Here is a 23255-nt window from a genome sequence, read left to right on the forward strand (position 1 = left end):
ATTTCACGCTAAAGATCGTACGGGGTCAGGCTTTCAAATCCGTTTTCCGTCACCAGAATGGTCTGCTCGAACTGGGCCGACAAAGACCCGTCATTGGTCACGGCCGTCCATTTATCCGGCAGCACATGCAGCTCTTTTTTGCCCAGATTGATCATGGGCTCGATGGTGAACACCATGCCGGGCACCAGAACCACGCCTTTTCCCGGGGATCCGAAGTGCAGCACCTGGGGCTGTTCATGGAAATCAATGCCCACCCCATGACCCACAAATTCCCGGACCACGGAACATCCCTGGGCCTCGGCATAGCTTTGAATGGCATACCCCACATCGCCTAAGGTCGCGCCCGGAGCCACGGCTTCGATGCCCAGTTTCAGGGACTGGGCCGCCACAGACACGATTTTTCTGGCGGCCGGCCCCGGGGTGCCCACAAAAAATGTTTTGCTGGCATCGGCATAATACCCGTCCAGAATGGGTGTGATATCCACGTTCACGATATCTCCGTCCTGCAGGGCCCGGTCTCCGGGGATGCCGTGACAGATCACTTCATTGATGGATACGCACACGCTTTTGGGAAACCCCCGGTAGTTCAAGGGGGCGGAAATACCTCCGGCCTGGAGGGTCTGGTTGTGGACAAAGGTGTTGATCTCTTCGGTCACAAGGCCCGGACGGATCATTTTTTCCACCCCGTCCATGATCTGCATCAACAGTCTGCCCGCCCGCCGGATCCCTTCGATCTGGGCCGGGGTTTTTAAAATAATGTTGTATTGCTGTTTGTAGGTGTCTTTCACAGATACTTCCTTTTTACTGTTTCGACAGCAGTGTTTGTATTTTTTCCCACTGCCGCAGGGACATGGATCGTTTCTGCCGATCCTCACGGTTTTGGTTTTCATGGCATCACTGTTCCAGAGGCTGTCCCCCACAGGGAATGGGGATAGGCATTCAAAATTTTGATTTCCACCAAATCGCCGGCGGCCAGGGTGTCGGATGGAAAATGAACGATTTTATTGGCTTCGCTTCTGCCGGTCATCTGCCGGGTATGAGGCGTGGTTTTCACAAACCCGTCATGCTGTTTTAAGCTGACCCCTTCCACCAGAACCTGAACCACCCGGCCGGTCATCTGTTCATTTTTCTTCTGGGTCATGGTGTCCTGGAATGTCAGCAACCGGTTGAGGCGGGCCATTTTTTCCGTGTCATCCACGGGATCTGAAAATTTTGCCGCCGGCGCGGAGGACCGATCTGAATAGGCGAACGCAAAAATGGAATCAAACCCCACCTGTTTGACCAGGGCCATGGTTTCTTCGAACTCGTCCGAAGTTTCCGATGGAAATCCCACAATAATGTCTGTGGACAGACCGATGTCCGGAATGGCGGACCGCAGGGCATCGATTCTGGAAAGATAAAGTTCTGCCGTGTATCCCCGGTTCATTTTTTTCAAAATCCGGTTGGAACCGGACTGCACGGGCAGATGCAGGTGATTGCACACTTTATCCAGATCGGCCATGGCCCGGATCAAATCGTGGGACAGGTCTTTGGGGTGCGAGGTGGCGAACCGGATCCGGTGAATGCCGTCAACACCCGCCACTTTTTCCAGAAGACCGGCAAATGAGAGACTGTTTTCCTTGGCCCCGTATGAGTTGACATTCTGGCCCAGCAGGGTCACTTCCCGGATGCCTTTTTCCGCCAGTATCTCGATCTCCGCCACAATGGACTGCCAGGACCGGCTTCGCTCCCTGCCCCGGACATAGGGCACCACGCAATAGGTGCAGAAATTGTCACACCCCTGCATGATGGTGACAAATTTGGACACCGGGTTTTCCGCAAACGCGGTATCATCGGGCAGGGTCTCGAAAATGACATCCGACGGCGCCGTGTCCACGATCTGCCGCTGACCGGATTTCAATGCCGCAATATGGGTGCTAAACCGGGAAAATGCCTGGGTCCCCAGCACCAGGTCCAGGTGGGGCAGGCGCTGAAACGCATTTTTTCCTTCCTGCTGGGCCACGCACCCGGCCATGACCGTGATGAGACGGGGGTTTTTCCGTTTTTCCCTGGCAAACCGGCCCAGAAAACTGAACGCTTTTTCCTCTGCCTTGTGACGGATGGCGCAGGTGTTGCACACAATAATATCCGCCTGTTCCGGATGCCGGGTCAGCTGATACCCTAAGGTATGTAACACTGTGCCCAGTTTTTCGGAATCATACACATTCATCTGGCATCCGATGGTATGAATATGGGCATACCCGTTATAATGCATGAAATTCAAAATCCTTTTTCAAATCCGCAATGATCTGAAATGCCTCTTCAACCTGGTCCGGTGCAATGGCAAAACGCACGTGCCCGGTCCGGGCATCCAGCGTGGTCACCACGGCAATGCCTTCATAGGCCTCAAATATGAATTTAATGAATCCGATGCGGGTTTTGTCCACCCGGTATTCCTTGTGCAGCATCTGCAGGGTCATTGGGTTGTTTCCCTATTTTTAAAAAAAAACAGTATACCACTAAAACCTGTCATTACTCAAACACTTTTCAGGCCATCGGCTTGGTTCCTGAACATCGGGCAATCCGGTCCGAACTTCCGGCCCGGAGCAATTGACAATTTCTGGCAACCCTTATATAAAATCCATCACATGCCAATAAAAACACACGTCACATATGCGGATATCGATCCGGACAACGCCCGCCGGCTTTCGCAGGAACTGGGATGCCATCCGGTCACGGCCGGCCTGATCTGGCACCGGGGATTCACCACCGTGGAATCAGCCCGGTTTTATCTGAATCCGGATTTTTCCCGCCTCACCGATCCGTTTGCCATGAAAGACATGCAAAAGGCTGTGGAACGGATCTATTCCGCTGTCATCAACCGGGAAAAAATTCTGATATTCGGTGATTTTGATGCCGACGGGGTGACGGCCACGGCATTGATCCATGAATTTCTGTCCTGTGTGACCGACCGGATCACCTGGTATATTCCCCACCGCATCAAGGAAGGGTACGGCATTTTACCGGCCCATGTAAAAATGGCCGCAGACCAGGCCGTGGACCTGATCATCACCGTGGACTGCGGCATCAGCGGGGCAGACGCCGTGGCGGCCGCTGCAAAAGAAGACATGGATGTGATCATCACCGACCATCATGAGCCCGGACCGGTTCTGCCACAGGCGGTGGCTATTCTGGATCCCAAACAGCCGGACTGCCCTTCAGGCCTGTCTTTTCTGGCCGGTGTGGGCGTGGCGTTTTTCCTGGTCATGGGACTGCGCAAATTCTTCCGGGAAAAAGGGATCTGGCAGTCCTGTCCTGAACCCCAGCTGCTGCCGTTTCTGGACTTGTTTGCCATGGGCACCATCGGAGACATGGTGCCGCTGATCAACGAAAACCGGGTCTTGAGCATGGCCGGGATCCGGCAGATGCAGAAAAACGCCCGGCCCGGGATCCAGGCCCTGACAAAAGCCGCCCGCATCGATCTCACCCGGCTGGATTCCGATGACATCTCTTTTAAAATGGTGCCCCGGATCAATGCGGCCGGCCGGATGTCCCATGCCCGCATCTGCGTGTCTCTGCTCACCAGCCAAACTTTGGCGGATGCGGAAAAAATCGCGTTTCTGCTGGATGATCTCAATGCCCGGCGCCAGACCATTGAGCAGGAGATCATCATGCAGATTGAACGTCGCATCCATGACAACCCGTCCCTGCTGGAAAACCGGTTGCTCATGCTGTGGGACAAACACTGGAACCCCAGCGTACTGGGGATTGCCGCATCCAAACTGTCCAAGAAATATGTATGCCCGGTGCTGCTGTTGTCCTGCAATCATGAAATGGCTGTGGGATCGGGCCGGAGCATCAACAACATCAACATCCACCAGGCCCTGACCGCCCATGCCCATCTGCTGGAAAAATTCGGAGGCCATGCCATGGCATCGGGCCTGACCCTTTCTCTGGACCGGCTGACCGATCTGGCAACCGGGCTTCAGGATCATCTGCAAACCCATTATACCCGGGATGATTTCTCAAAGACCCTGACCATTGATGCCATACTGGACATATCCGACATCTGCCTGGATCTGGTCCGGGACCTGGACCGGCTACGGCCCTTCGGCATGAACAATCCCGAACCTTTGTTTCTTGCCAGGCACCTGAAAGTGGTGTCGTCCCAGATCATCGGCCGGTCCCACAGAAAAATGCGGCTCCAGAGCGCTGACAACAGCGCCGGACCCGTGGTGGAAGCGTTTCATTTCAATGTACCGGACACCCGTCAATTGCCTGTTTTCTATGATCAGGTGGCATTCCGCCTGAAACAAAGTAAATTCAAGGCAGAGACGCCCCAGATGATTGTTGAGGAGATGTAAGTTCAGACCACTTCAGCGGCGCTGTATGATCAAGATTATGAGTATTTCGTATTTCAGCAATCTCTTTTTTTATTGAAAAAAAAGCATCGATCAGTTCAGGATCAAAACTTTTTCCACGCTCTTCAGCCATGATGTCAAACGCTTTTTCCACAGAAAAGGCTTTTTTATACGGGCGTTTGGAAGTAAGGGCATCAAACACATCGGCAATGGCGGTAATTCTTCCGGCCATTGGAATATCCAGGCCTTTGAGTTTGTATGGATATCCGCAGCCATTCCATTTTTCATGATGGGTCAAGGCAATTGCCTCGGCCGTTTTAAGAATACCTGAATCTGACCCGCTTAAAATTTTTCCCCCGATAATTGTATGCTGCTTCATGATCTTCCACTCCGACTCATTGAGGGGGCCGGGTTTCATCAGGATTTGGTCAGGAATTCCAATTTTTCCCACATCATGCATGGGGGATGCATACTGAAAGGTTTCTATCTCCTGAGCACTGAGCGATAATGCCTTTCCAATTGCATGGATATAATATCCAATGCGCTGTATGTGTTCCCCGGTTTCCGTGTCTCTGTATTCTGCCGCCTGGGAAAGCCTCAGTATGGTGTCCATGGAATATAAACGCAACTTGTCGGATGCAGACTGCAAATCATCAAGCGCCTGCTTCAGGCTGACGGTTTTCTTCTCAACCTCTTTTTCCAGTTTTTTCTGATAATTGTGAATATTGTCATTATATTCCTTAATTTTAAGCAATGACTTTACCTTGGCTTTTAAAATAATCTGTTCCACCGGCTTGGACAGGAAATCTTCCGCTCCTGCTTCAACCGCTCTGACACGTTCAGGCAATTGATCATGGGCGGAAATGATCAAGACAGGAATATTTTTTGTTTCATCGTTGTTTTTCAGCTGACGGGTCACATCCAGCCCATCCATTCCCGGCATTTTGACATCCATGAGGATAAGGTCCGGACAAAGGGATACCGCTTTTTCCAGGCAGTCAATGCCATCAAACGCCTCGCTCACATAATATGACATTCGGGACAGAATGGTATTCAACAAAAGTCGATTCATTTTGTCATCGTCAACAATTAGAATTTTTCTGGCAGTGTTCATTCGGATTGTCCTTGAAACTGCGCCAATGGAAATGTCAATTCAAACACGGCACCCCCTTTTTTTTCATCCGTTTCAACAGCAATGGTGCCTGAGTGGGCTGACACAATGTTTCGGACGGTTGAAAGGCCGAGTCCCACACCGGTTTTTTTTCCTGTGGGGGTGAATGGGTCAAAAATGGATTTTTTGACCTCTTCTGAAATACCCGGTCCATTATCTGAAAATCGAATCTTGACCCGGTTTTGATCGCATTGGGTTTCAACCCGGATTTTTTTCTCCGGAATCTCATGATTTGAATTGAAAAAAGCATCTTTTGAATTCATGACAAGATTCTCAATAACACGATGCATTTGATCTGAATCAAAACAAACCTGAACATTATCGCATTGGATATGTCTGGAAAACAGTGAAATCCCCAGCTGTGACAGTCGCTCCTTATGAACGGTCAATGTTGTTTCCAAAAAAGGAACCAGCAAAACCGCCTCACTGTTCAGCCGGGGAGCATACCCTTTTGCAAAATCCAGTATTTCAGCGATCATCCGGTTGAGCCGAACACTTGATTCCATCACATAGGACAAATTTTTAGAAATTTCTTTTTCGCCAAGGGTTTCGGAATCCTGCTGGGCGATCTGGGTAAATCCCATAATCGTATTTAACGGATTCTTAAGGTCATGGACCACGGCACTTGTCATCTGTCCGATGGCGGTCAATCGGGTTTCCTGCTCATTGATGTTTTTTTCCAGAAAGCGATTTTTCAAATGGGTGGCAATGCGGGCTTTCAATTCCCTCATTTCAAAAGGCTTGGGCACATAATCCGTGGCACCGATTTCAAGCCCGGCCTCAACCGCCTCTCCCCCTGACTTTGCAGTGACCAGAATAATCGGCACCCTGGAAAGGAAAGGGTCTTTACGGATTTCCCGACAGAGTTCATATCCGTCCATCTCAGGCATCATCACATCAGATATGATCAAATCCGGATTCATGCGCCTGGCCAGATCCAGACCCGTGCGCCCGTTTTCTGCCTGCTCCACCAGATACGTTTCAAAAAGATTGCTGACGATGAATGCCCTTAAATCCGGGTTGTCCTCCACCACTAAAATTTTCTGGGCGTCTGGTGGCGCTGATTTTTTTTTGTCTGCATATCCCACATCAATGCTGTCAACCAGACCGCTGCCCTTGCTCATGTCGGCAAACAAGGTTTTTTTATTGATTTTGCCCCTTTTATGGTATTCCCTGCCCACCAGTGCCTCAAGCCTTTCTTCCACGATCTTGTCGATTTTTCTTCGTCCGGTGCTCTTTCTACGATCGTTTTCAGGGGAACGGGGTTTCATTGGAAGCTCAACCCGAAAAACAGATCCTTTGCCGATTTTGGAATGTACGTCGACTTTGCCGCCATGGAGCAGGGTTAACTCACGCACCATTGCCAGGCCGAGTCCTGTCCCCTCATTATTCCGGGAATGCTGGTCGTCTACCTGATGAAACCGTTCAAAAAGATTGCCTATCTTATCTTCAGGGATACCCAACCCCGTATCCTGAACTTCAAACCAGATAACCTGGTTCTCTTTTCCGGCACGAATGCTTATTTTACCGTTGTCTGATGTGAATTTCAGCGCATTTGAAATAAGGTTGGCTGCAATGGTTTCCACCTTTTCAATATCAAGGGCGGTATCAGGAATTTCATCCGCACCGGAAACAGTCATTTCAATGTTTTTCTGTTTTGAATAAGGAAGGCTTGCCTGAACAAACTCAGAAAGAATTTTACCCAGATTCCCCACTTTATAGTGACAGGTCAGCTTCCCTACATCTGCCTTGGCAAAATCCAGTATGGTGTTCACCTGCCTCAAAAGTCGATGCGCGTTTGCTTCCATTGCCCTGAGCATGGGAACAGGATCCATATCATTCCAGCCTTGTAAAAGCTGTTCAAGGGGGCCGATGATCAGGGTCAACGGGGTTCGAAGCTCATGGCTCACATTGGCAAAAAATCGCATTTTTGTCTCATCGAGCTCACGTAATTTCTTGTTGGTCGCCTCAAGTTCCTTTGTGACTTTACTGAGTTCTTCATTAGATTTTTGGATTTCATAACGTGACTTGAATTCATTAAAACGAATTTCGTTATAAAATTTCAGTGAACTAACTGACAAGAAAAAAATTGAAACCATAAAAAAATTGTTGTTTAAAAAAATGGGCCAACTTGTAATGCTATTTGTCATTAAAAAAGGCAAAACATACATCATATAAATTGATACAGCACAAAAAAGGCCTAATCGATATGTTATTGGTATCCAGATACATAATGCAAAAAGAATAATTAATAATCCTGCATAATATGGGCTTGACGAACCGCCGGTCATGTGAACAAGGAATATGATATCTATTGAGCAAACAAAACAAGCGGCTACTCCGAGCCACATCGCATATTTGATGCCATATTTTGTCTTTGCAATAATATATATAATAATTACACCAATGCTCATAAAAGATCTTACAAAAATAAATTGGGAAATTTCATAGCTTGTTTGAAAATAATCAAGAATAAGAAAAAATGGATTTCCGAGCATAACAAAAATGGAGACGAACCGAACCATCCTATTACATCTATCTAATGTTTCGATTTTATATTTATTTAATAAATCCGAATTTGTCACAAATTTTTCCATAACGCTTTATAATTTTTACCTGTTGAAATTTCAATCAGCAAAAATATTTTTTAAATTGCGGTTGTCTATAACGTAATTAATTCTTTGAATATATTTTTAAAATATTTTAACACCTGTAAGCGAGACTCTTTACTGTAGATCTTTTTATAAATTTCATGTAGTTCATTCTGCAATTCTTCACCGGTTAAATTTTTGGGTATATAATTGACTTCAGTAAATGTATAATTGCTCCAAGGTAAGTCTGTAAGACGATTTTCTCTTTTCAATCTTTCATAAAGTCTTGAGCCAGGCAAAGGGGTTAAAACTGTAATCTGTGGGATAAATATGTTGTTATCAAGAATAAAATCGGTAAGTTCTTTTAATGTATCTTTTGTATCACCATCAAGGCCTATTATAAATGCGCCAACAATACCAATCCCTTTTGACTGAATTTTTTCAATAGCTGCCGGATAATTTTTTAGCTGCTTTAATTTCCATGAATTTTTGTTGATCTGGGACAAATTTATTTCAGAAATACTTTCAAAACCGATAAAAAGTGTTGTGCAACCTGCTGCTTTTAATTCTGTGAGAAACTTTTCATCGCTGGCGATTGATATATCCGTTTGAGCAAACCACCGAAGATTCATTCCTTTTAAATGTTCAACTAGTTTTTTTGAAAACGTTCTATTTAAAAACAAATTATCATCAGCGAAATTTAACCGGACATTCGGCCAAATTGTTTGAATAAACTCAATTTCATCAATAATTTGCTTTATTGTTTTGTGTCTATATTTGTATCCATAAACATTTGAAGCCACACAAAATTCGCAATCATGAGGGCATCCCCTGCCAATTTGCATCCAAATAACGTTATAATTTTTTTTGTTCAAGAGTTCATAGCGTGGAGTTGGCAAGGATGTCATATCAACTGCTTTCTCAGATTTATAAAAATCTGAAATATTACCATCCTTAACGTCTTCTAAAAAGGCAGGCCATGTATGTTCTGCTTCACCAATGAAAACACTATCACAATGTGTTTTTGCCTCATCTGGCAATACTGTTGCATGAATTCCTCCAATTGCAACAACAACACCGCGTCTTCTAAATTCATCGGCAATTTCATAAGCACGTGATGCCTGATGAGTCATTGCTGAAATTCCGATCAGAGCATATTCTTTATTATAATCAATATCATCAAAATTTTCATCAATAATTTCTATTTTAATATAATCAGGAGTTAGAGCAGCAATAACCAATAAACCTGTACCAAATGCTCCAGATAAAGAATCTGTATAACTTTGAAAATTACTTGTACTTTGGAATATTTCTGCTAAATTATTGTCATTGGTTTTTAATCCCTTAGGGTTAATTAATCCAATTTTCATAAAATTTTATCCTATTTGTCGGCTATTATTGTTTCTATAAAGTTAATGAAACCACCAACATTATCAATATCTATTATATCTTCTTCATTGATTTGAATATTATAATATTTTTCAATTTTTGCTATTATCTCAATTGTCATCAATGAATCAATTCCAAGTTCTTCACGAATAAGTGTGTTTTCATTAAATTTCTTTCCATCAATCCCTGCTATCGAAGATATTGTTTTTATAATTTGATTTCTCAAATTCAAATCATCTACTATTACCATATCGTTGAATTGTTTTTTCATATGACCCCAATTAGTAAATTGTTTTTTTACTCCATCCGCTTGATTAGCTTGGGAATCTTATACGCCGCAATCGTCTCACTTAAAAATTGTTTGATCTTGATATATTCATCTTTCATATCTTTTTCTGTATCCATCATGATTCCAGCGGAAAGCGTGTTATCCGCGAAATCAATCATAGCGTCCTTTATCCCTGGATACATAAGGATCGCTTTTCTCACTTCCTGTAAATCAATCATATTCCCTTTTAATTTTCGGGTATTTTTTTTCTCTTTTAGAAAAATCAGATGATCATTTTCCATCTTGCCGATATCACCGGTTTTAAACCAGCCATCTTTAAACGCGTCTTGTGTTTCTTTGGTTCGTTTGTAATATGAATTTGTCATATTTGAATTTTTTATTAATATTTCTCCATAGCTGTTATGATCGGAACAAGATATCTGATATTGAATGCCGTCACAAAAAGGGCCGATTGTTCCGGCTTTTGCCTGTTTTCTGATATTCCTGCTGACCGGCGTGAATTCAGTAAGCCCATATCCGTGCAGCAATTCAATATCAAAGGCTTGGATAATTTTTTGATAATTCTCTTTTGTAAGTCTGCTTCCCCCTGAAACAAATACGTTTAATGAAGACAAATCAACCGATTCTTCTCTGCAATTAAAAAGAAGCTCATAAATTTCAGGGACGGCAGTTATGGAATTTATTCTGTATTTTCGAATATAATCAAACAGTTTTAATGGATTAACCGTTTGTGAAAGCACAGAAGTCATCTGGTACAACAATGGAACAAAAAGACAGCCGATTAAAGGGAAGATATAGTAAAATGGCAGGATTACCAGCATATTCTCTCCCGGTACAGGTTTTAATCCTTTGACCAGTACTTCAGCTCCCATAAGGTATTGCGCATGGGGAACCATGGCGCCAAGGGGGTAGCCATATCCCCTGTATGTGTAATTTATAGAAGCAATACGTTCCTCTATATCTGCAGGATCGGATTGATTTTTGGATGCCTGGTGCAGCTTGAATTTTCCGTTTGATCTTAAAATAACGATTTTGTTTTTCAGATATGGCGCTATCAACGGCAAAAATTCCTGTTCCGCGATAACGGCATGGGGGTCTGCGTTTGAAAATATTTCATCAAGCTCAATTTTTCTATAAGCCAGATTAACAGGGACCGGCTTTGCCCCGATATCCATTAAAGATAAAAAAACAGAAACAAAGTCCACAGAATTTCTTAAAAAAAAGGCAACCAGATAATTGTTTTGTATGCCTGATTTTTTTAAAAATTTTCCCATATCATTTATTTGTTCCATTAATTTCTCAGCCGACGTATAAACAGCTGAGTTGTCAGGCAACAGTTCAATATAGGCTGGATGATCCCCCCAGGTACCCAAAGATTGAAATACAATATCTGTAATCTTCATGAAGGTTTTTCTCCGGTAATGATGGCAACCTGTTCAGGCTTGCCCAGAGATGATGTGACCGTGATGTTTTCAAAACCGGCATTTTCAAGCATGGAGACAAGCTCTTTGTCTGAATAGAATTTAAAGTATCCATCTTCTTCCAGTTCAAAAAGACTCGCAGCTTCGTTTAACATCGCTCTGGCCGCTGTCAGATTCATTTCCTGGTCTTTAATTTCTGTATCAGCCAGGTCAAATTTCTGGACTTTGTTAATATAGTCTGTGAAAATCAGAGATATGTCACTGTCCGGTTTCATGGACGAAACCAGCAGCCGGCCCCCAGGTTTCAGCATTCTATAAAAATCATAAATAATGTCATCCGGGTTATAAAGATAGGAAATAAAAAGGCTTGCCACAATTTTATCAAAATAATTGGCCTTGAAATTCAAATTCATTTCCAGACCATTTTTGCTGAAATCCAGCCGCTCGAAAATCAAATCAGAAGTTCGGATATTGATATAATCTTCATCTCTAATCAAATTTTGATGAACATATTTTTCATCGATCATATCGTGAGCAAATAAATTTTTATTGATAAATCTGGCAGCACGGTTAAATTCTAAAATCGTTTCATACGCTTCAATACTGAAAATGTCTCTTAAATACGCGCTGTCATCAGGGGTAAGAACCGCCCCTTTCATGATGGCATACAGCCTTGGTGAGTTGTTCTGCAATAATTGATCAATGGTAATATTCATCAACCCATCGATTCGATTTCGTAAAAAATTAAAATCAAGGGAGTCCTCTTTGACAAATTTTTTAACGGGAATCAGTCTGTTTGGGTCAAGGTCCATCTGAATCAATTCAATTTTTTCAGGAACAAGTGATTTATATGATTTAAAAATCTTTTCACATTTGGCTTTTGATTTGTCCAATGCTTCCCGGACAAGGTCAACCAGCACCAGATGGGTGTCATTGATATTTTTTTTCCGCTCTGCAAGATCCAGGAGCATATTTTCAATAAAGATCCCGGTTCCGCATCCTATATCCGCAAACACCTCTCCATTTTCCAGTCCGATCAGTTCGCTTTGAAGGGTTAAAAATTCTCTGAACACCTTGATATTTTTATAAAAATCATATCCGACACTGTTGCCTTGACCCATCAGATATTGTTTCCAGTAATCATCCGGCCTGAATTTTTCGGTATTTTCAAGTCGTTCCCGTTCATAGGTGATCAGTGCCACCATATTTTTTCTATCCGGGGCAATCGGATTGAAATCTTTTTTGAATTGCATCCGGTAAATTAACTGGGTGATCAGTTTAAATGTCTTTATGGCATCGTCACTTGAACGAAGGTTGTGCCCGGTTGGTATTTCAATGACTTCCCGCATACCATCGGATTTGATGCTCATCATATCAATGATTTCATTTTCAGGGATCCATCGGTCATATTTTCCATATATCCAGGTTACAGGAGTTGAAATCTTTGACATATCCAGCCTGGCGTCTGTGATGTATGCATATTTATTATCGATAAGATCCCGGGCAATATTATCCACATCCAGAAGATGGCCCAACACCCCTGCCAATCCGCTTTGAATACCGATTCTTGCATTTCCGATGATATCCATCCCGCCCATAACATTGCCAAACGAGCTCTGACCGCATGTGGCGCCCATCACATTGATCAGGTAATCAATTTTTTCATTGTCCGGATCAATCATTATCTTTCGGGCGTCCAGCGCTGACATGCTGAATGCAACCAGAATCACCATGCTCGGCTTAAATAAAGGATTGTTATACACGTACCGCAGGGTTGATCTTAAATCATCCAGCCCCTGAGTGATCTGGTAGTGAAGCATTTCATAGCCGCGTTTTGGAAACATTTCCTTATTATAACTTTCCCCGGGTCTGTTAATGCCATCATACCGGATCGTTATGATATCTTCATTTACATGACGATAATTTGTGATCAAGGTCGATACAAGGGGGGATAATGTTTCTTTTTTCTTGCCAAACGCAGGCGGGAGAATGACAACCGGTGCCAAGGTGTTTTTACGGGTATAATTAAGGAGTGCGGTAATTTTTTTGCCTGAGCTGTTGTTATATGTGACAACGCTGGATCTGGGCATTTGCCTCACAAAGGATGGAAGAATTTTCTGATATAGCTTTTTTTTCTTCCATTCTGAATCACAAAATTTTTTAAATATAAAATCAGACCGCTTGATCCCGGCTTCTACACCGATTTGAAGCACTTTGTTGCCATTGAATCCTTGTTTTTTTATTATATGACGTATCTCGCCAAATGATCCCAGCCCATAATTTTTATTTAACGTATAATTGATCGCTTGGCCTGACTTGATCGAATTTTCAATCCATTGATCCAGTGAAAATTCGCACAAAAACCCGCGGCGGCTGATATCAATCAGTCTTCCCTGAAATTGTCTGTCTGGTATTCCATCCAAGTGAATGGAAATTTGAATATAATCGACGGACATTTCCCTGTTACAGGCTCTTTTTTCCAACTGATACAAAATAGGCGGAAAAGCAAAAATTACGCTGTCATTATCATACCCGATACATTTTGTTTTAAAATAATAGCTGCCGCCATCGAAATAAAAAGAGAAATAGGAGGGATGATTTTCACTCAGTTCCAGGGTAATTATGTCCGTCTGATTTTCGGTTATAAATACCTGATCCTGAATATTTATCTTGTTGATAATTAATTCAAATACGTTCTGACTATTCTCAAATAAAACGGTTAAAGGGATTCTTTCTTTCATTACATGGTTAAAAAATGTATTTATTTTGCCTGGCGCAGAAATTTTATATTTATCTGCGATTTTTTCTTTTGAGATGGTTTCCTGCATATTTTTTAATGCAGAACTAGAAGCCGTGCTGACAATAAAATTATATATTCTTTTCTGATCAATTTCACTGATATCCGTAAACAGGACCCCGGCGCTATTTATCCCCTTAAAACAATTTTTGATGACATAAGATATAATACCGGTGGTTTCAATCTTTCTTGAATCATCCGGCAGCCAAAACTCAAGGTCAATCTTGTCTTTTAAGCAAAGATCTCCCCTGAAGCTCAAAAGGCATCCTTCGGGAGAAATGTTTTCTATGGAAACGATAGGGATATTGATGTTCTTGCTGGAAATATCAGTCAGACGGCACACGGTGCGGGGAATTTTTCGTTTTTCAGCTGTATATGAAATTTTTTCAGGGGGCGATGGAAATGAGATGGATGGTTCATCCTGCATTAAACAGTATTTTTTATACATAGATCAAACCCTTTGCAATTCAGACATTCAACGGTTTTCACAGGGAACAGCCTAAGAATACACGATTTTTCTCTCATTGGGAGACAATGCCTCATTCAAGCATTTTCCAATTTTATTTTTTGTTACCTGGGTTGGATCCATCGATTTTCCCATATAACGAAACACGCTCCCCTTCCTGTTTCAGCCGGGTGATCCGGCCGATTCAACGTCTTAGATAAAGCTTTTGATCCCAACAGTATCCTTCACTAATCTTAATTAGATCATTTTGTCAAGGGCTTTTTTTTGAAATATTCAAACCTTTTTTAACAATATGAATCTTTATAGATAAAATAAGGTAAATCGGTTACTAATACAGAAATAATGGGAAAATTCCGGAAGTTTTTGCTTTAATCGATGGCGGGCATGTGAACAAATCTCAGATTTAGAATAATGGAAAACGGCTTTGCGTCCTTATGTAAAGGAGCCATTTTTTTGTTGAAACGTTGCCTGGCAGAACAGAATCGTTAAAATAAAAAAGGCTTTCAACCCTGAAAGCTGAAAACCTCTTGTCTTATGTGTGTGGCGCGCCCGGAGAGATTCGAACTCCCGACACCTTGATTCGTAGTCAAGTACTCTATCCAGCTGAGCTACGGGCGCCCATAAGACCCAAAGTTTATATCAGCAATTTATTCATATTTCAAGACTTTTATCTGCAATAACCATTTGACCTTGCCCCAAAAGGTTTATATAAGTATAGTCTGAATTATGGATGATCAATTTTACATGATGCTGGCCATCAAACAAGCAGAGCAGGCCCGGCTTGCCGATGAGGTCCCTGTGGGGGCCGTGATTGTGGACAGTCACCACCAGGTGATCGGGCATGGCTTCAATGCCCCGATTTCCACCTGTGACCCGACCCGTCATGCGGAAATGACAGCCATCCGCATGGCTGCGCGCAACCGGAACAATTACCGGTTGACCGACACCACCTTGTATGTCACCATCGAGCCCTGTATCATGTGTATGGGTGCGATCATCCATTCCCGGATCAACCGGGTGGTCTATGGTGCGGCAGACCCCAAATGGGGGGCGGCCCGCTCTTTGTACCGGATGGCGGAAGATTCCCGGTTGAACCATCACCCGGAAATGGTATCCGGGATTTGTGAAGCACAAACCAGAGATCTCATGAAACATTTTTTCAAGAACAAAAGGAGCACGAAGTGTTAAATACAGTGATAATCGGGGCCCAGTGGGGGGATGAAGGCAAAGGCAAAATCGTGGACCTGCTCAGCGAGCATGCGGACTATGTGGTCCGGTTCCAGGGTGGAAACAATGCCGGTCACACCATGGTGGTCAACGGCAAAACCTTTATCAGCCACCTGATCCCCTCGGGCATCATTCAGGGCAAAAAATGCTTTATCGGCAACGGTGTGGTGGTGGACCCTTTTGTTCTGCTCGAGGAAATCGACTATCTGTCCTCCAATGAGATCGACGTGTCACCGGACATGCTGAAAATCAGTGACCGGGCCCATATGATCATGCCCTATCACAAGGCCATAGACAAAGCCAGGGAAGAAAAAAAAGGGGATAAAAAAATCGGTACCACAGGCCGGGGCATCGGTCCCTGCTATGAGGACAAGGCCACCCGCCGGGGTATCCGGTTCTGTGATCTGATGGATGTGGATCGGCTCAAGGAAAAAATCAAAACGATTCTGGAAGAAAAAAACTTTTATCTGGAACACTATTTCAACACCACCCCCATCCATTGTGATCAGGTCATCAGCAAGGTGATGGCCATCCGGGACCGGTTGCTGCCCTATATTGCCGACGTGTCCATTGCTTTGCACACAGGACATCAGAACGGAAAAACCCTGTTGTTTGAAGGGGCCCAGGGAACCCATCTGGATGTCGAACACGGCACCTACCCGTTTGTGACCTCATCGTCCACCGTGGCCGGCAATGCCGCCGCCGGCTCCGGCATCGGTCCGGGGTATTTAAAGGAAATCATCGGCATTGTCAAAGCGTATACCACCCGGGTGGGGGAAGGTCCTTTCCCCACGGAACTGTTTGACGGCACCGGAGACATTCTCCAGAAAACCGGTGCGGAATTCGGCGCCACCACGGGCAGAAAAAGGCGGTGCGGATGGCTGGACATGGTCATGATCAAAAACGCGGCCCGGCTCAACAGTCTCACCGGGCTGGTCATCACCAAGCTGGATGTGTTGGATGACCTGGATGAAATCAAAATCTGTGTGGGATACCAGGACAACGGCAACACGTTGCATGAATTTCCTTCGGATATCAACACCCTGACGCATTGCACACCGGTTTATGAAACCCATCCGGGCTGGAAACAGCACATTTCCGATATCACCCGGTATGAGGATCTTCCGGAAAATGCCAAGAAGTATCTGGATCGAATGGAAGCATTGTCCGGGGTGCCCATCAAGATCGTTTCCGTGGGACCGGGCCGGGAATCCACCATTATCAAAGAATCGATTTTATGATTTGACTTTTATCAATTTTTAATATATTTATGACAGGTTTTTCAGAGTCGGGATGTGGCTCAGTCTGGTAGAGCACAGCGTTCGGGACGCTGGGGTCGGAGGTTCAAATCCTCTCATCCCGACCATTTTTTCTCAAGATTTTTCCTGTACAATACGCACCGCTTTTTTATCCTGAAAATCGGCTAAAGCGTACACTATTCGGTATCCATTCCCAAGTACTTCAAGAACAGTCTGTCTCTGGCTACTGATTCGGTGGACCATCGATAGCTGCCCATGGCAGTCTGTACCTTTGTGGTTTCAATGCAATCGAACCAATCCAAGATCTGAGCGAGAGAGCGTTGCTCAAGCCAGTTTTCCAATTTTTTTTCGAGATTGAGAAGTGATTTGGTTTTTCCGGATTCATTTTTCCCGAGCTTGGACTGTACTTCCTTTATTTTTTTCATCAGGAAACAATGATAGCCCAGCGAGATAAATTGTGTGAATTGTCTTCCGCGCAGATTGTCCGGGTACCATGTGCGCGGTCGCGCACCGTCGAGTCTCCCTTTTTGCACGGCAAAGAGTTCTTCAATTTTTTCTCGCAGCCGATAGTTTTCAAGTGCCGTAAATGTGTCCATAGTCTGATTGCTGACCAGAGCGAAATAGCCGAAGTACCTCTTTGCTTCGGTAATGGCTTTATCATTGAAGCCCACCTTAAGCTGCCCCCCACGCCCCTTTTTGGAACAGGTCAGGTACTTGTCTATTTTCTTTTGCGCAGATGGCGTGAACTCGGTATTTCCTCCTTGTATTTGCGCCTTCAGTTCAAGCAGATCCTTACGGAAGGCGAGTTCTTTCTTAGCTTCGTTGTCCGGGGAATAGTAAACATGCACATACAGGCGGCGCGAGAACGTTTCTTTCTCACCTGCAACTTTCCTGTTGCGTGATCGCTGGCGTGTCCGGCTGAACTGGTGCATTCTGAGCGAAGTTGCTCCGCAGATTGACGGGTCGAAAGGACAAGTGCTGGCCATACCCGCTATTGTTGCACGGAGCGTATCAATTGTCTCGCGGACCCATATAATTTTCGGATCAACCAGCGTCAGAAATTTCACATTGCGCAAGGCAAATTCCATCATGTTTTTCTGGCTGTAGTAGCCGTTATCGGTGACGATCAGAGGTTTTTCCAGATTGAGACACTTGAGTTGTGTCAAAGTGTTTTCAATGGAGATGACATCCGGAATATTGCCGGGTTGCTTAGAGAAGGCTATCGGTTCGCCAGCTTTGACTGAATATAAGGTCAAAAGCTTGATAGTGTTCAGTCCGTCGCCATCCTTGTTGAATCCCTGTCGTGCCTCCGATTGATTTTCTGAGTAGGTCGAAATAGTGGTAGAGTCAAACGCCAGCATAGGAGACTTCCCCAGGTGTGCCGCCCGAGCTGAAAAATAGCGCTGAACGCCTTCTTCATTGCGACCAATATCCTTAAACAGGCTACCATAGACGTCCTCAGTGATCGCTTCGCGATATGGAAGGGGGTGCATCACCTGCCAACTCTCAAGACGTGGCAGCGTGTTGCCACCGGAACCAATCCAGTAGCGCGCGATAGAAAGTATCTTTGCCGCATCACCCTCGCTGAATGAAGCACATACATCATTATCAATGCCGGAAACCTTGCCAACCCATTCCAATATGTCCGTGAGGCCGGTATGTCGACGTGTTGCATCGACAAGGCCTCCTTCGCCTTTATGTTTTTTCGGACGAGTCGGCAAAATTTTGTGAGTTCCCGACTTGATTTTTCCTTTGAGTTTCTGACTGACCGTATAGGTCTTTCGGGTCTTTTCGTCGTAGGCTGTAACCCGTTCATAGACGTAAATATCCCCATTCGGACGCTTTTCACGCCGTTCACCGACGTGAGTTTTTCCTGTTATTGGTTTAGCCATGCATAAACCCCCTTTAAAGTGTGCGTATGTATATAATACAAACACGTTAAAAGAGCAAGAAAAAAGCATGACTTTTCAAACAATTAGAGCGTTTTGTGTTGTGTTCTTTATTTAAGGTGTGCGCTTTATCCGATTTTCAGGTTTTTATTTGATCCCACCACCCGGTTCAGACCCCAGCAAGGATCTGCCCGCTCCCCCCCCTTTTTGCTTATTTATTCCGGCTGAAAAAAGGTCACGTCCACGGGGGATGTCAGGATTTTGTTCCGGTACAGAATATCGAAAAACCGGGTCATGGCCTGAATTTTGGGGGCATCCATATCGCAGAACAAATGCTGGTAATAGGTGCCGATTAAAGATGCCGGCAGCCCCAGCTTGGCCTGTCCCGCGGCAATGACGGCATCCAGATGATCGTATCCGGATTTACGGCTGGCCCATAACAGTTCCAGGGCCCGGGTCACGGTGTTCGGATGCCTGGCTGCCACTTCTTTTCGCACAGCCCACACGGCAAACACAAACGGCATCTGTGTCATGGCATGCCAGATTTGGCCCAGATCAAAGCAGAAAGCAAACCGTTGATCCCAGGGCTGGGTCAATGCCGCATCCCCGATGACCAGCACGGCATCCACATCCGATGGAATCTGATCGATATTACCCACATCTTTGGTCACATATCTGGGTGTCACGCCGCGCTGGGCAAAAATCATTTTCATGAACGAGGCGGCTGTGGCGGATTCTTTTGTCAGCATCACGGTTTTTCCGGCAAGTTCATCCAGAGGGAGATTGGAAGCGCACAACACACTCATCACAGGTCCGTGACAGGAGATGGACAGGTCCGGCAAAAGCAGCAAAGATGTATGATTCATGGCATAATGGGCGGCGGATATGGGGCTGAGATCCACGGAACCATCCATGATCTGCCGGTTCAGGGCGGCCGGCACATCCGTCACCAGCGTGAGCCAGGACGGGGCCAGGCCGTGATCCAGGCCGTAATAAACAGGAGACGCATTGATATAGCTGATTCTTCCCATACGAAGATTAACGTGTTCCATAACAGATTACCTTTTCCAGCACCTGGTCCCGGGAAGATACCCCCGTATCCAGATAAATGAATTCAGATTGTTTTCCCGGAGAAAGCGTACCGAACCGATCTGCCAGTCCCAGGGCACTGGCCCCGTTTTTCGTGGCCATGGCAAAAATATCCGCCGGTGACACCTTCGGACAAAGATGCCGCACAAACGCCATTTCATCAAACAGAGACAAAGATTCGCAGGATGCCAGGCTGTCCGTGCCCAGTGCGGGTTTCAAATGTCGTTTCAACAGGGCCGGAATATCGGGAATCCGGTTGTGCAGGTTTTGATTGCTTCTCGGGCACAGGCAGATACAGGTTTTGGTATCTGCCAGCAGATCCAGATCCGTGTCCGTGACCTGGAGCAGATGAACGGCCAGGGTATGGGGTCCCAGGATACCCAGATCCTTGAGATATTTTACCGGGGTTTTGTTGCCCACTGGCCAGTCTTTTGGATCAATGCCTCTTTGAATCAGAAAATCATGCCAGGATCGGTTATTCCCTTCAATAAACCGCATCTCAGCATCGGATTCCGCCACATGGATGGAAAAAACAAGGCCTGCTTTTTGGATGCGGTTTTTCAGATATCTCAGCAGATCCGGGGACGTGGTGTGGGGGGCGTGCCCGGCTGCGGAAGCAGACAATGGAAAATCTGCCGCCAGATCCGGCGCTGGATATCCGGTTCCCAGATATTCCTGGAACCACACACCGGCCAGGCCCGGGTCGGTGAGCAGAGACCGGGTGAGACCTAAGGTGGAGACCTCTCCCACCAGGCCGGTGCCCTGCCCCGGCAATGCCTGAACCGCATGGCGGGCCGCCCGGATCAGGGCTGAAGGGCCCAGGGAGTCCCGTGCTGTGAGCAGGGCTTTCACCCAGGGTTCAAATCCCTTTCCCAGGGGCAGGCGGTGGGCCAGGGCCGACAGTTCCAGGTGCATATGGGCATTGACCAGGGGCGGCATCAGAATCCCGGGGCCGCAGTCCGTCACGGATGGCCCTGACGGAACGGTGTCCAGCACGGAGGTGATTCGGCCCGCTGCCACGGCAATGCCGGCATTTTCCAGAATGGTCCAGGGATCTTTGATCACCCATTTGGCTTTGAAAACCGCCGGTTCATCCTTGGCCCGGATATAGTGGATACGGGTGTCAGGCACAAGGGTTTTTCCAGGTGTGTTGAATGACGTCATACCGGGTTGTAGAAACAGTCCCGCTGGCGCGGGGTGAACCCGGCCGTGGCAATGAGCCGCTGCAATGATTCAAGCGGCATCATGAAAGATACCCCGGCTGCGGCCACCACGTTTTCCTCGATCATGGTGGAGCCCATGTCGTTGGCCCCGAAAAACAGGGCGGTCTGGGCGATTTTATCTCCCTGGGTCACCCAGGAGGCCTGAATATTGTCCACATTGTCCAGAAAAATCCGGCTCAACGCCAGCACCTTGAGGTATTCCACCCCGGTTTTTTTCTCCACCGGAATCCGGGTGTTCTCCGGCTGAAACGTCCAGGGAATGAACGCGGTAAACCCGTGGGTGTCATCCTGGAGCTGCCGGATCCGGTCCAGGTGCTCGATCACATGATCCATGGTATCCAGATGACCGAACATCATGGTGGCGGATGACCGCATGCCGGCCCCATGGGCCTGGCGCATCACTTCCAGCCATTCATTGGCATTGCATTTGTTGGGGGACACCTTTGTCCGGATCTCGTCGCACAGAATTTCAGCCCCGCCCCCGGGGATGGAATCCAGCCCCGCCTGTTTCAGGCATTGGATCGTGTCTGCCACGGACATATTGAATTTGTCGGCCATGAAATGAATTTCAGGCGGAGAAAATCCATGGATGTGAATCCCGAATTCCTGTTTGATGAACCCAAGCATGTCAGTATAAAAATTTAAGTCCAGATCCGGGTTCATGCCGCCCTGGAGCAGGATCTGCGTGCCGCCCAGATCCAGAGTTTCCTGAATTTTATCGGCCAGATCCTTCCGGGAGATCACATACCCCCCGCTTGCGCCGGGAGATCGGAAAAATGCACAGAACCGGCACCCGGACACACAGATATTGGTATAATTGATATTTCGGTCGATGACATATGTCACCACGGGATCAGGATGTAAATGACACCGTTTTGCATTGGCAAGCTGGCCTAAGGTCAACAGGTCCGCCTGTTTGAACAGGATGCCGGCTTCGTGTGTGTCGATTCGCTGATGATCCTGTATTTTTTTTATGATTTCAGATAATTCATTCATTGTTCAACTGCCTGTACCGGTTTTGGGATTATAAAAAGAATCCCGCTGTACCGGCTCAAAACCGGCTTTGCGGATCATGTTCTCCATCTGTTCCCGGGTCAGCCCCTTGGCGGAACTGGCCCCGGCCGTGTGGGTGATGCGCTCTTCAATAATGGTGCCGTCCAGGTCATCGGCTCCGAAGCTCAAGGCCACCTGGGACAGCGGTTCTCCGATCATCACCCAGTAGGCTTTGATATGATCGAAATTGTCCAGCATCAGCCGGGCCGCTGCCACGGACTTAAGATCATCCACCGCCGTGGTGGGCGGCAGTTCAGGCATTCGGGTATTTTTTGAATGAAATGCCAGAGGCACAAATGCGGAAAATCCATGGGTCTCATCCTGGATCTCCCGCAGGGTGATCAGATGGTCCACCCGTTCTTCAATGGTTTCGATATGGCCGTAGAGCATGGTGGCATTGGTGGTGATGCCGGCCTTGTGAACGGCTTTGACGATCTCAATCCACCGGGTGTGATCGATTTTTTTAGGAAACAGGGTATCATGAATCCGGGTATTGAGTATCTCAGCCCCGCCCCCGGGCATCATATCCAGACCGGCCTCTTTGAGCTGTGCAATGGTTTCATCCACGCCCAGGCCGGACAACCGGGACAGATAATCGATCTCCACACAGGTGAACGCCTTGATGGCGGCTTGGGGCCGGATCTGTTTCACGGTTTTCAGCAGATCGATGTAATAATCAAACCCCAGCGCCTCATTGAGCCCACCCACGATATGCAGTTCATCCACGGGTTCGTCGATCCGGTCCATCAGCCGTCGGGAGATCTCCTCTATGGACCAGGCATAGGCCCCGGATTCCTGCCGGTCTTTGGCATATGCACAGAATCGGCACCGGTTCTTGCAAATATTGGTGTAGTTCAGATGCTGATTGTATACATAAAAAGCCGTGTTGCCGTGCCGGGCGCATCGGGCCGCATGGGCGATCTTTCCTGCGCCCAGCAGATCCCGTGTCTGGTAAATACAAATCCCGTCTTCCTTTGAAAGACGGGTTCCCTGTCTGACCTTGGCATAAATCTGCTTGAGCCGTTCATCCATAAATATCGGGTCCATCAAT

General features: G+C 46.3%; 17 protein-coding genes and 2 tRNA genes. 4 read left to right on the top strand and 15 right to left on the bottom strand.

All coding sequences use genetic code 11. From position 1 onward, the window contains the following. Positions 1–8: 8 nt before the first annotated feature. From K365_RS0111445 to K365_RS0111455, 3 genes are read right to left on the bottom strand one after another with little or no spacing between them, the layout of a single operon-like run. Positions 9–890 carry a methionyl aminopeptidase gene (locus K365_RS0111445; RefSeq protein WP_024334661.1) on the bottom strand — a complete coding sequence of 294 codons (882 nt, stop codon included), beginning with the start codon at positions 888–890 and terminating at the stop codon, positions 9–11. Next, the gene (gene miaB, locus K365_RS0111450) at positions 887–2254 is read right to left on the bottom strand and encodes a tRNA (N6-isopentenyl adenosine(37)-C2)-methylthiotransferase MiaB (protein ID WP_024334662.1); all 1368 of its coding nucleotides are present in this window, start codon (positions 2252–2254) and stop codon (positions 887–889) included. Before miaB ends, K365_RS0111445 begins: the two co-directional genes overlap by 4 nt. Beyond that, positions 2244–2459 carry a DUF4911 domain-containing protein gene (locus tag K365_RS0111455; protein ID WP_029725206.1) on the bottom strand — a complete coding sequence of 72 codons (216 nt, stop codon included), beginning with the start codon at positions 2457–2459 and terminating at the stop codon, positions 2244–2246. Before K365_RS0111455 ends, miaB begins: the two co-directional genes overlap by 11 nt. Before the next feature lie 168 nt (positions 2460–2627). Between K365_RS0111455 and recJ the strand changes: the two genes are divergently transcribed. Further along, entirely contained in the window at positions 2628–4343 is a 1716-nt protein-coding gene (gene recJ, locus K365_RS0111460; protein WP_024334664.1) for a single-stranded-DNA-specific exonuclease RecJ, read from the top strand. Here recJ and K365_RS0111465 read toward each other — a convergent pair. The 7 genes from K365_RS0111465 to K365_RS0111500 all read right to left on the bottom strand — a co-directional run bounded on the left by K365_RS0111465 (position 4303) and on the right by K365_RS0111500 (position 15082). Continuing rightward, complete coding sequence (locus tag K365_RS0111465; RefSeq protein WP_024334665.1) at positions 4303–5454, bottom strand: HD domain-containing phosphohydrolase; 1152 nt, start codon at positions 5452–5454, stop codon at positions 4303–4305. The genes recJ and K365_RS0111465 overlap by 41 nt on opposite strands. Next, positions 5451–8108, bottom strand: coding sequence for an ATP-binding protein (locus tag K365_RS0111470; RefSeq protein ID WP_084489810.1), 2658 nt, complete (start codon positions 8106–8108; stop codon positions 5451–5453). The genes K365_RS0111465 and K365_RS0111470 overlap by 4 nt, the downstream gene beginning before the upstream one ends. Before the next feature lie 65 nt (positions 8109–8173). Beyond that, positions 8174–9472: a B12-binding domain-containing radical SAM protein gene (locus tag K365_RS0111480; protein ID WP_024334667.1), complete on the bottom strand. Its 1299-nt coding sequence runs from the start codon at positions 9470–9472 to the stop codon at positions 8174–8176. An 11-nt stretch (positions 9473–9483) separates the two neighbouring features. Next, positions 9484–9762, bottom strand: a complete 279-nt coding sequence (locus tag K365_RS0111485) for an acyl carrier protein (protein ID WP_024334668.1) — start codon at positions 9760–9762, stop codon at positions 9484–9486. Between the two features lie 26 nt (positions 9763–9788). Then, positions 9789–11183 carry a class I adenylate-forming enzyme family protein gene (locus K365_RS0111490; protein WP_024334669.1) on the bottom strand — a complete coding sequence of 465 codons (1395 nt, stop codon included), beginning with the start codon at positions 11181–11183 and terminating at the stop codon, positions 9789–9791. After that, positions 11180–14446, bottom strand: a complete 3267-nt coding sequence (locus K365_RS0111495; protein WP_024334670.1) for a methyltransferase domain-containing protein — start codon at positions 14444–14446, stop codon at positions 11180–11182. The genes K365_RS0111490 and K365_RS0111495 overlap by 4 nt, the downstream gene beginning before the upstream one ends. Positions 14447–15005: 559 nt before the next feature. Then, positions 15006–15082 (bottom strand) — tRNA-Arg (locus tag K365_RS0111500). 108 nt (positions 15083–15190) lie between these two features. On the opposite strand from K365_RS0111500, the gene tadA reads away from it, so the two are divergent. From tadA to K365_RS0111515, 3 genes are all read left to right on the top strand, one after another. Then, positions 15191–15652: a tRNA adenosine(34) deaminase TadA gene (gene tadA / locus K365_RS0111505; RefSeq protein WP_024334671.1), complete on the top strand. Its 462-nt coding sequence runs from the start codon at positions 15191–15193 to the stop codon at positions 15650–15652. Further along, entirely contained in the window at positions 15646–16932 is a 1287-nt protein-coding gene (locus K365_RS0111510; protein WP_024334672.1) for an adenylosuccinate synthase, read from the top strand. The genes tadA and K365_RS0111510 overlap by 7 nt, the downstream gene beginning before the upstream one ends. 48 nt (positions 16933–16980) lie before the next feature. Continuing rightward, positions 16981–17057: transfer RNA gene (locus K365_RS0111515), tRNA-Pro, on the top strand. A 69-nt stretch (positions 17058–17126) separates the two neighbouring features. Here the strand turns inward: K365_RS0111515 and K365_RS0111520 are convergent. The 5 genes from K365_RS0111520 to mqnE all read right to left on the bottom strand — a co-directional run bounded on the left by K365_RS0111520 (position 17127) and on the right by mqnE (position 23251). Then, complete coding sequence (locus tag K365_RS0111520; protein WP_024334673.1) at positions 17127–18842, bottom strand: IS1634 family transposase; 1716 nt, start codon at positions 18840–18842, stop codon at positions 17127–17129. 212 nt (positions 18843–19054) lie between these two features. After that, positions 19055–19891 (bottom strand): menaquinone biosynthetic enzyme MqnA/MqnD family protein, encoded by an 837-nt coding sequence (locus K365_RS0111525; RefSeq protein WP_024334674.1) that lies wholly within the window; start codon positions 19889–19891, stop codon positions 19055–19057. Further along, positions 19878–21059: an amidohydrolase family protein gene (locus K365_RS0111530; protein ID WP_024334675.1), complete on the bottom strand. Its 1182-nt coding sequence runs from the start codon at positions 21057–21059 to the stop codon at positions 19878–19880. Before K365_RS0111530 ends, K365_RS0111525 begins: the two co-directional genes overlap by 14 nt. Before the next feature lie 29 nt (positions 21060–21088). Next, positions 21089–22147, bottom strand: coding sequence for a cyclic dehypoxanthinyl futalosine synthase (gene mqnC / locus K365_RS0111535; RefSeq protein ID WP_024334676.1), 1059 nt, complete (start codon positions 22145–22147; stop codon positions 21089–21091). A 3-nt stretch (positions 22148–22150) separates the two neighbouring features. After that, positions 22151–23251 carry an aminofutalosine synthase MqnE gene (gene mqnE / locus K365_RS0111540; RefSeq protein ID WP_024334677.1) on the bottom strand — a complete coding sequence of 367 codons (1101 nt, stop codon included), beginning with the start codon at positions 23249–23251 and terminating at the stop codon, positions 22151–22153. Between the last annotated feature and the right edge of the window lie 4 nt (positions 23252–23255).

It is taken from the genome of Desulfotignum balticum DSM 7044, from assembly GCF_000421285.1.
In the GTDB taxonomy this organism is placed as follows: domain Bacteria; phylum Desulfobacterota; class Desulfobacteria; order Desulfobacterales; family Desulfobacteraceae; genus Desulfotignum; species Desulfotignum balticum.

Coding starts and splice junctions, on each gene's coding strand:
- K365_RS0111445 (WP_024334661.1), bottom strand. CDS start 890: ATGAAAACCAAAACCGTGAGGATCGGCAGAAACGATCCATGTCCCTGC.
- miaB (WP_024334662.1), bottom strand. CDS start 2,254: ATGCATTATAACGGGTATGCCCATATTCATACCATCGGATGCCAGATG.
- K365_RS0111455 (WP_029725206.1), bottom strand. CDS start 2,459: ATGACCCTGCAGATGCTGCACAAGGAATACCGGGTGGACAAAACCCGC.
- recJ (WP_024334664.1), top strand. CDS start 2,628: ATGCCAATAAAAACACACGTCACATATGCGGATATCGATCCGGACAAC.
- K365_RS0111465 (WP_024334665.1), bottom strand. CDS start 5,454: ATGAACACTGCCAGAAAAATTCTAATTGTTGACGATGACAAAATGAAT.
- K365_RS0111470 (WP_084489810.1), bottom strand. CDS start 8,108: ATGGAAAAATTTGTGACAAATTCGGATTTATTAAATAAATATAAAATC.
- K365_RS0111480 (WP_024334667.1), bottom strand. CDS start 9,472: ATGAAAATTGGATTAATTAACCCTAAGGGATTAAAAACCAATGACAAT.
- K365_RS0111485 (WP_024334668.1), bottom strand. CDS start 9,762: ATGAAAAAACAATTCAACGATATGGTAATAGTAGATGATTTGAATTTG.
- K365_RS0111490 (WP_024334669.1), bottom strand. CDS start 11,183: ATGAAGATTACAGATATTGTATTTCAATCTTTGGGTACCTGGGGGGAT.
- K365_RS0111495 (WP_024334670.1), bottom strand. CDS start 14,446: ATGTATAAAAAATACTGTTTAATGCAGGATGAACCATCCATCTCATTT.
- tadA (WP_024334671.1), top strand. CDS start 15,191: ATGGATGATCAATTTTACATGATGCTGGCCATCAAACAAGCAGAGCAG.
- K365_RS0111520 (WP_024334673.1), bottom strand. CDS start 18,842: ATGGCTAAACCAATAACAGGAAAAACTCACGTCGGTGAACGGCGTGAA.
- K365_RS0111525 (WP_024334674.1), bottom strand. CDS start 19,891: ATGGAACACGTTAATCTTCGTATGGGAAGAATCAGCTATATCAATGCG.
- mqnC (WP_024334676.1), bottom strand. CDS start 22,147: ATGAATGAATTATCTGAAATCATAAAAAAAATACAGGATCATCAGCGA.
- mqnE (WP_024334677.1), bottom strand. CDS start 23,251: ATGGACCCGATATTTATGGATGAACGGCTCAAGCAGATTTATGCCAAG.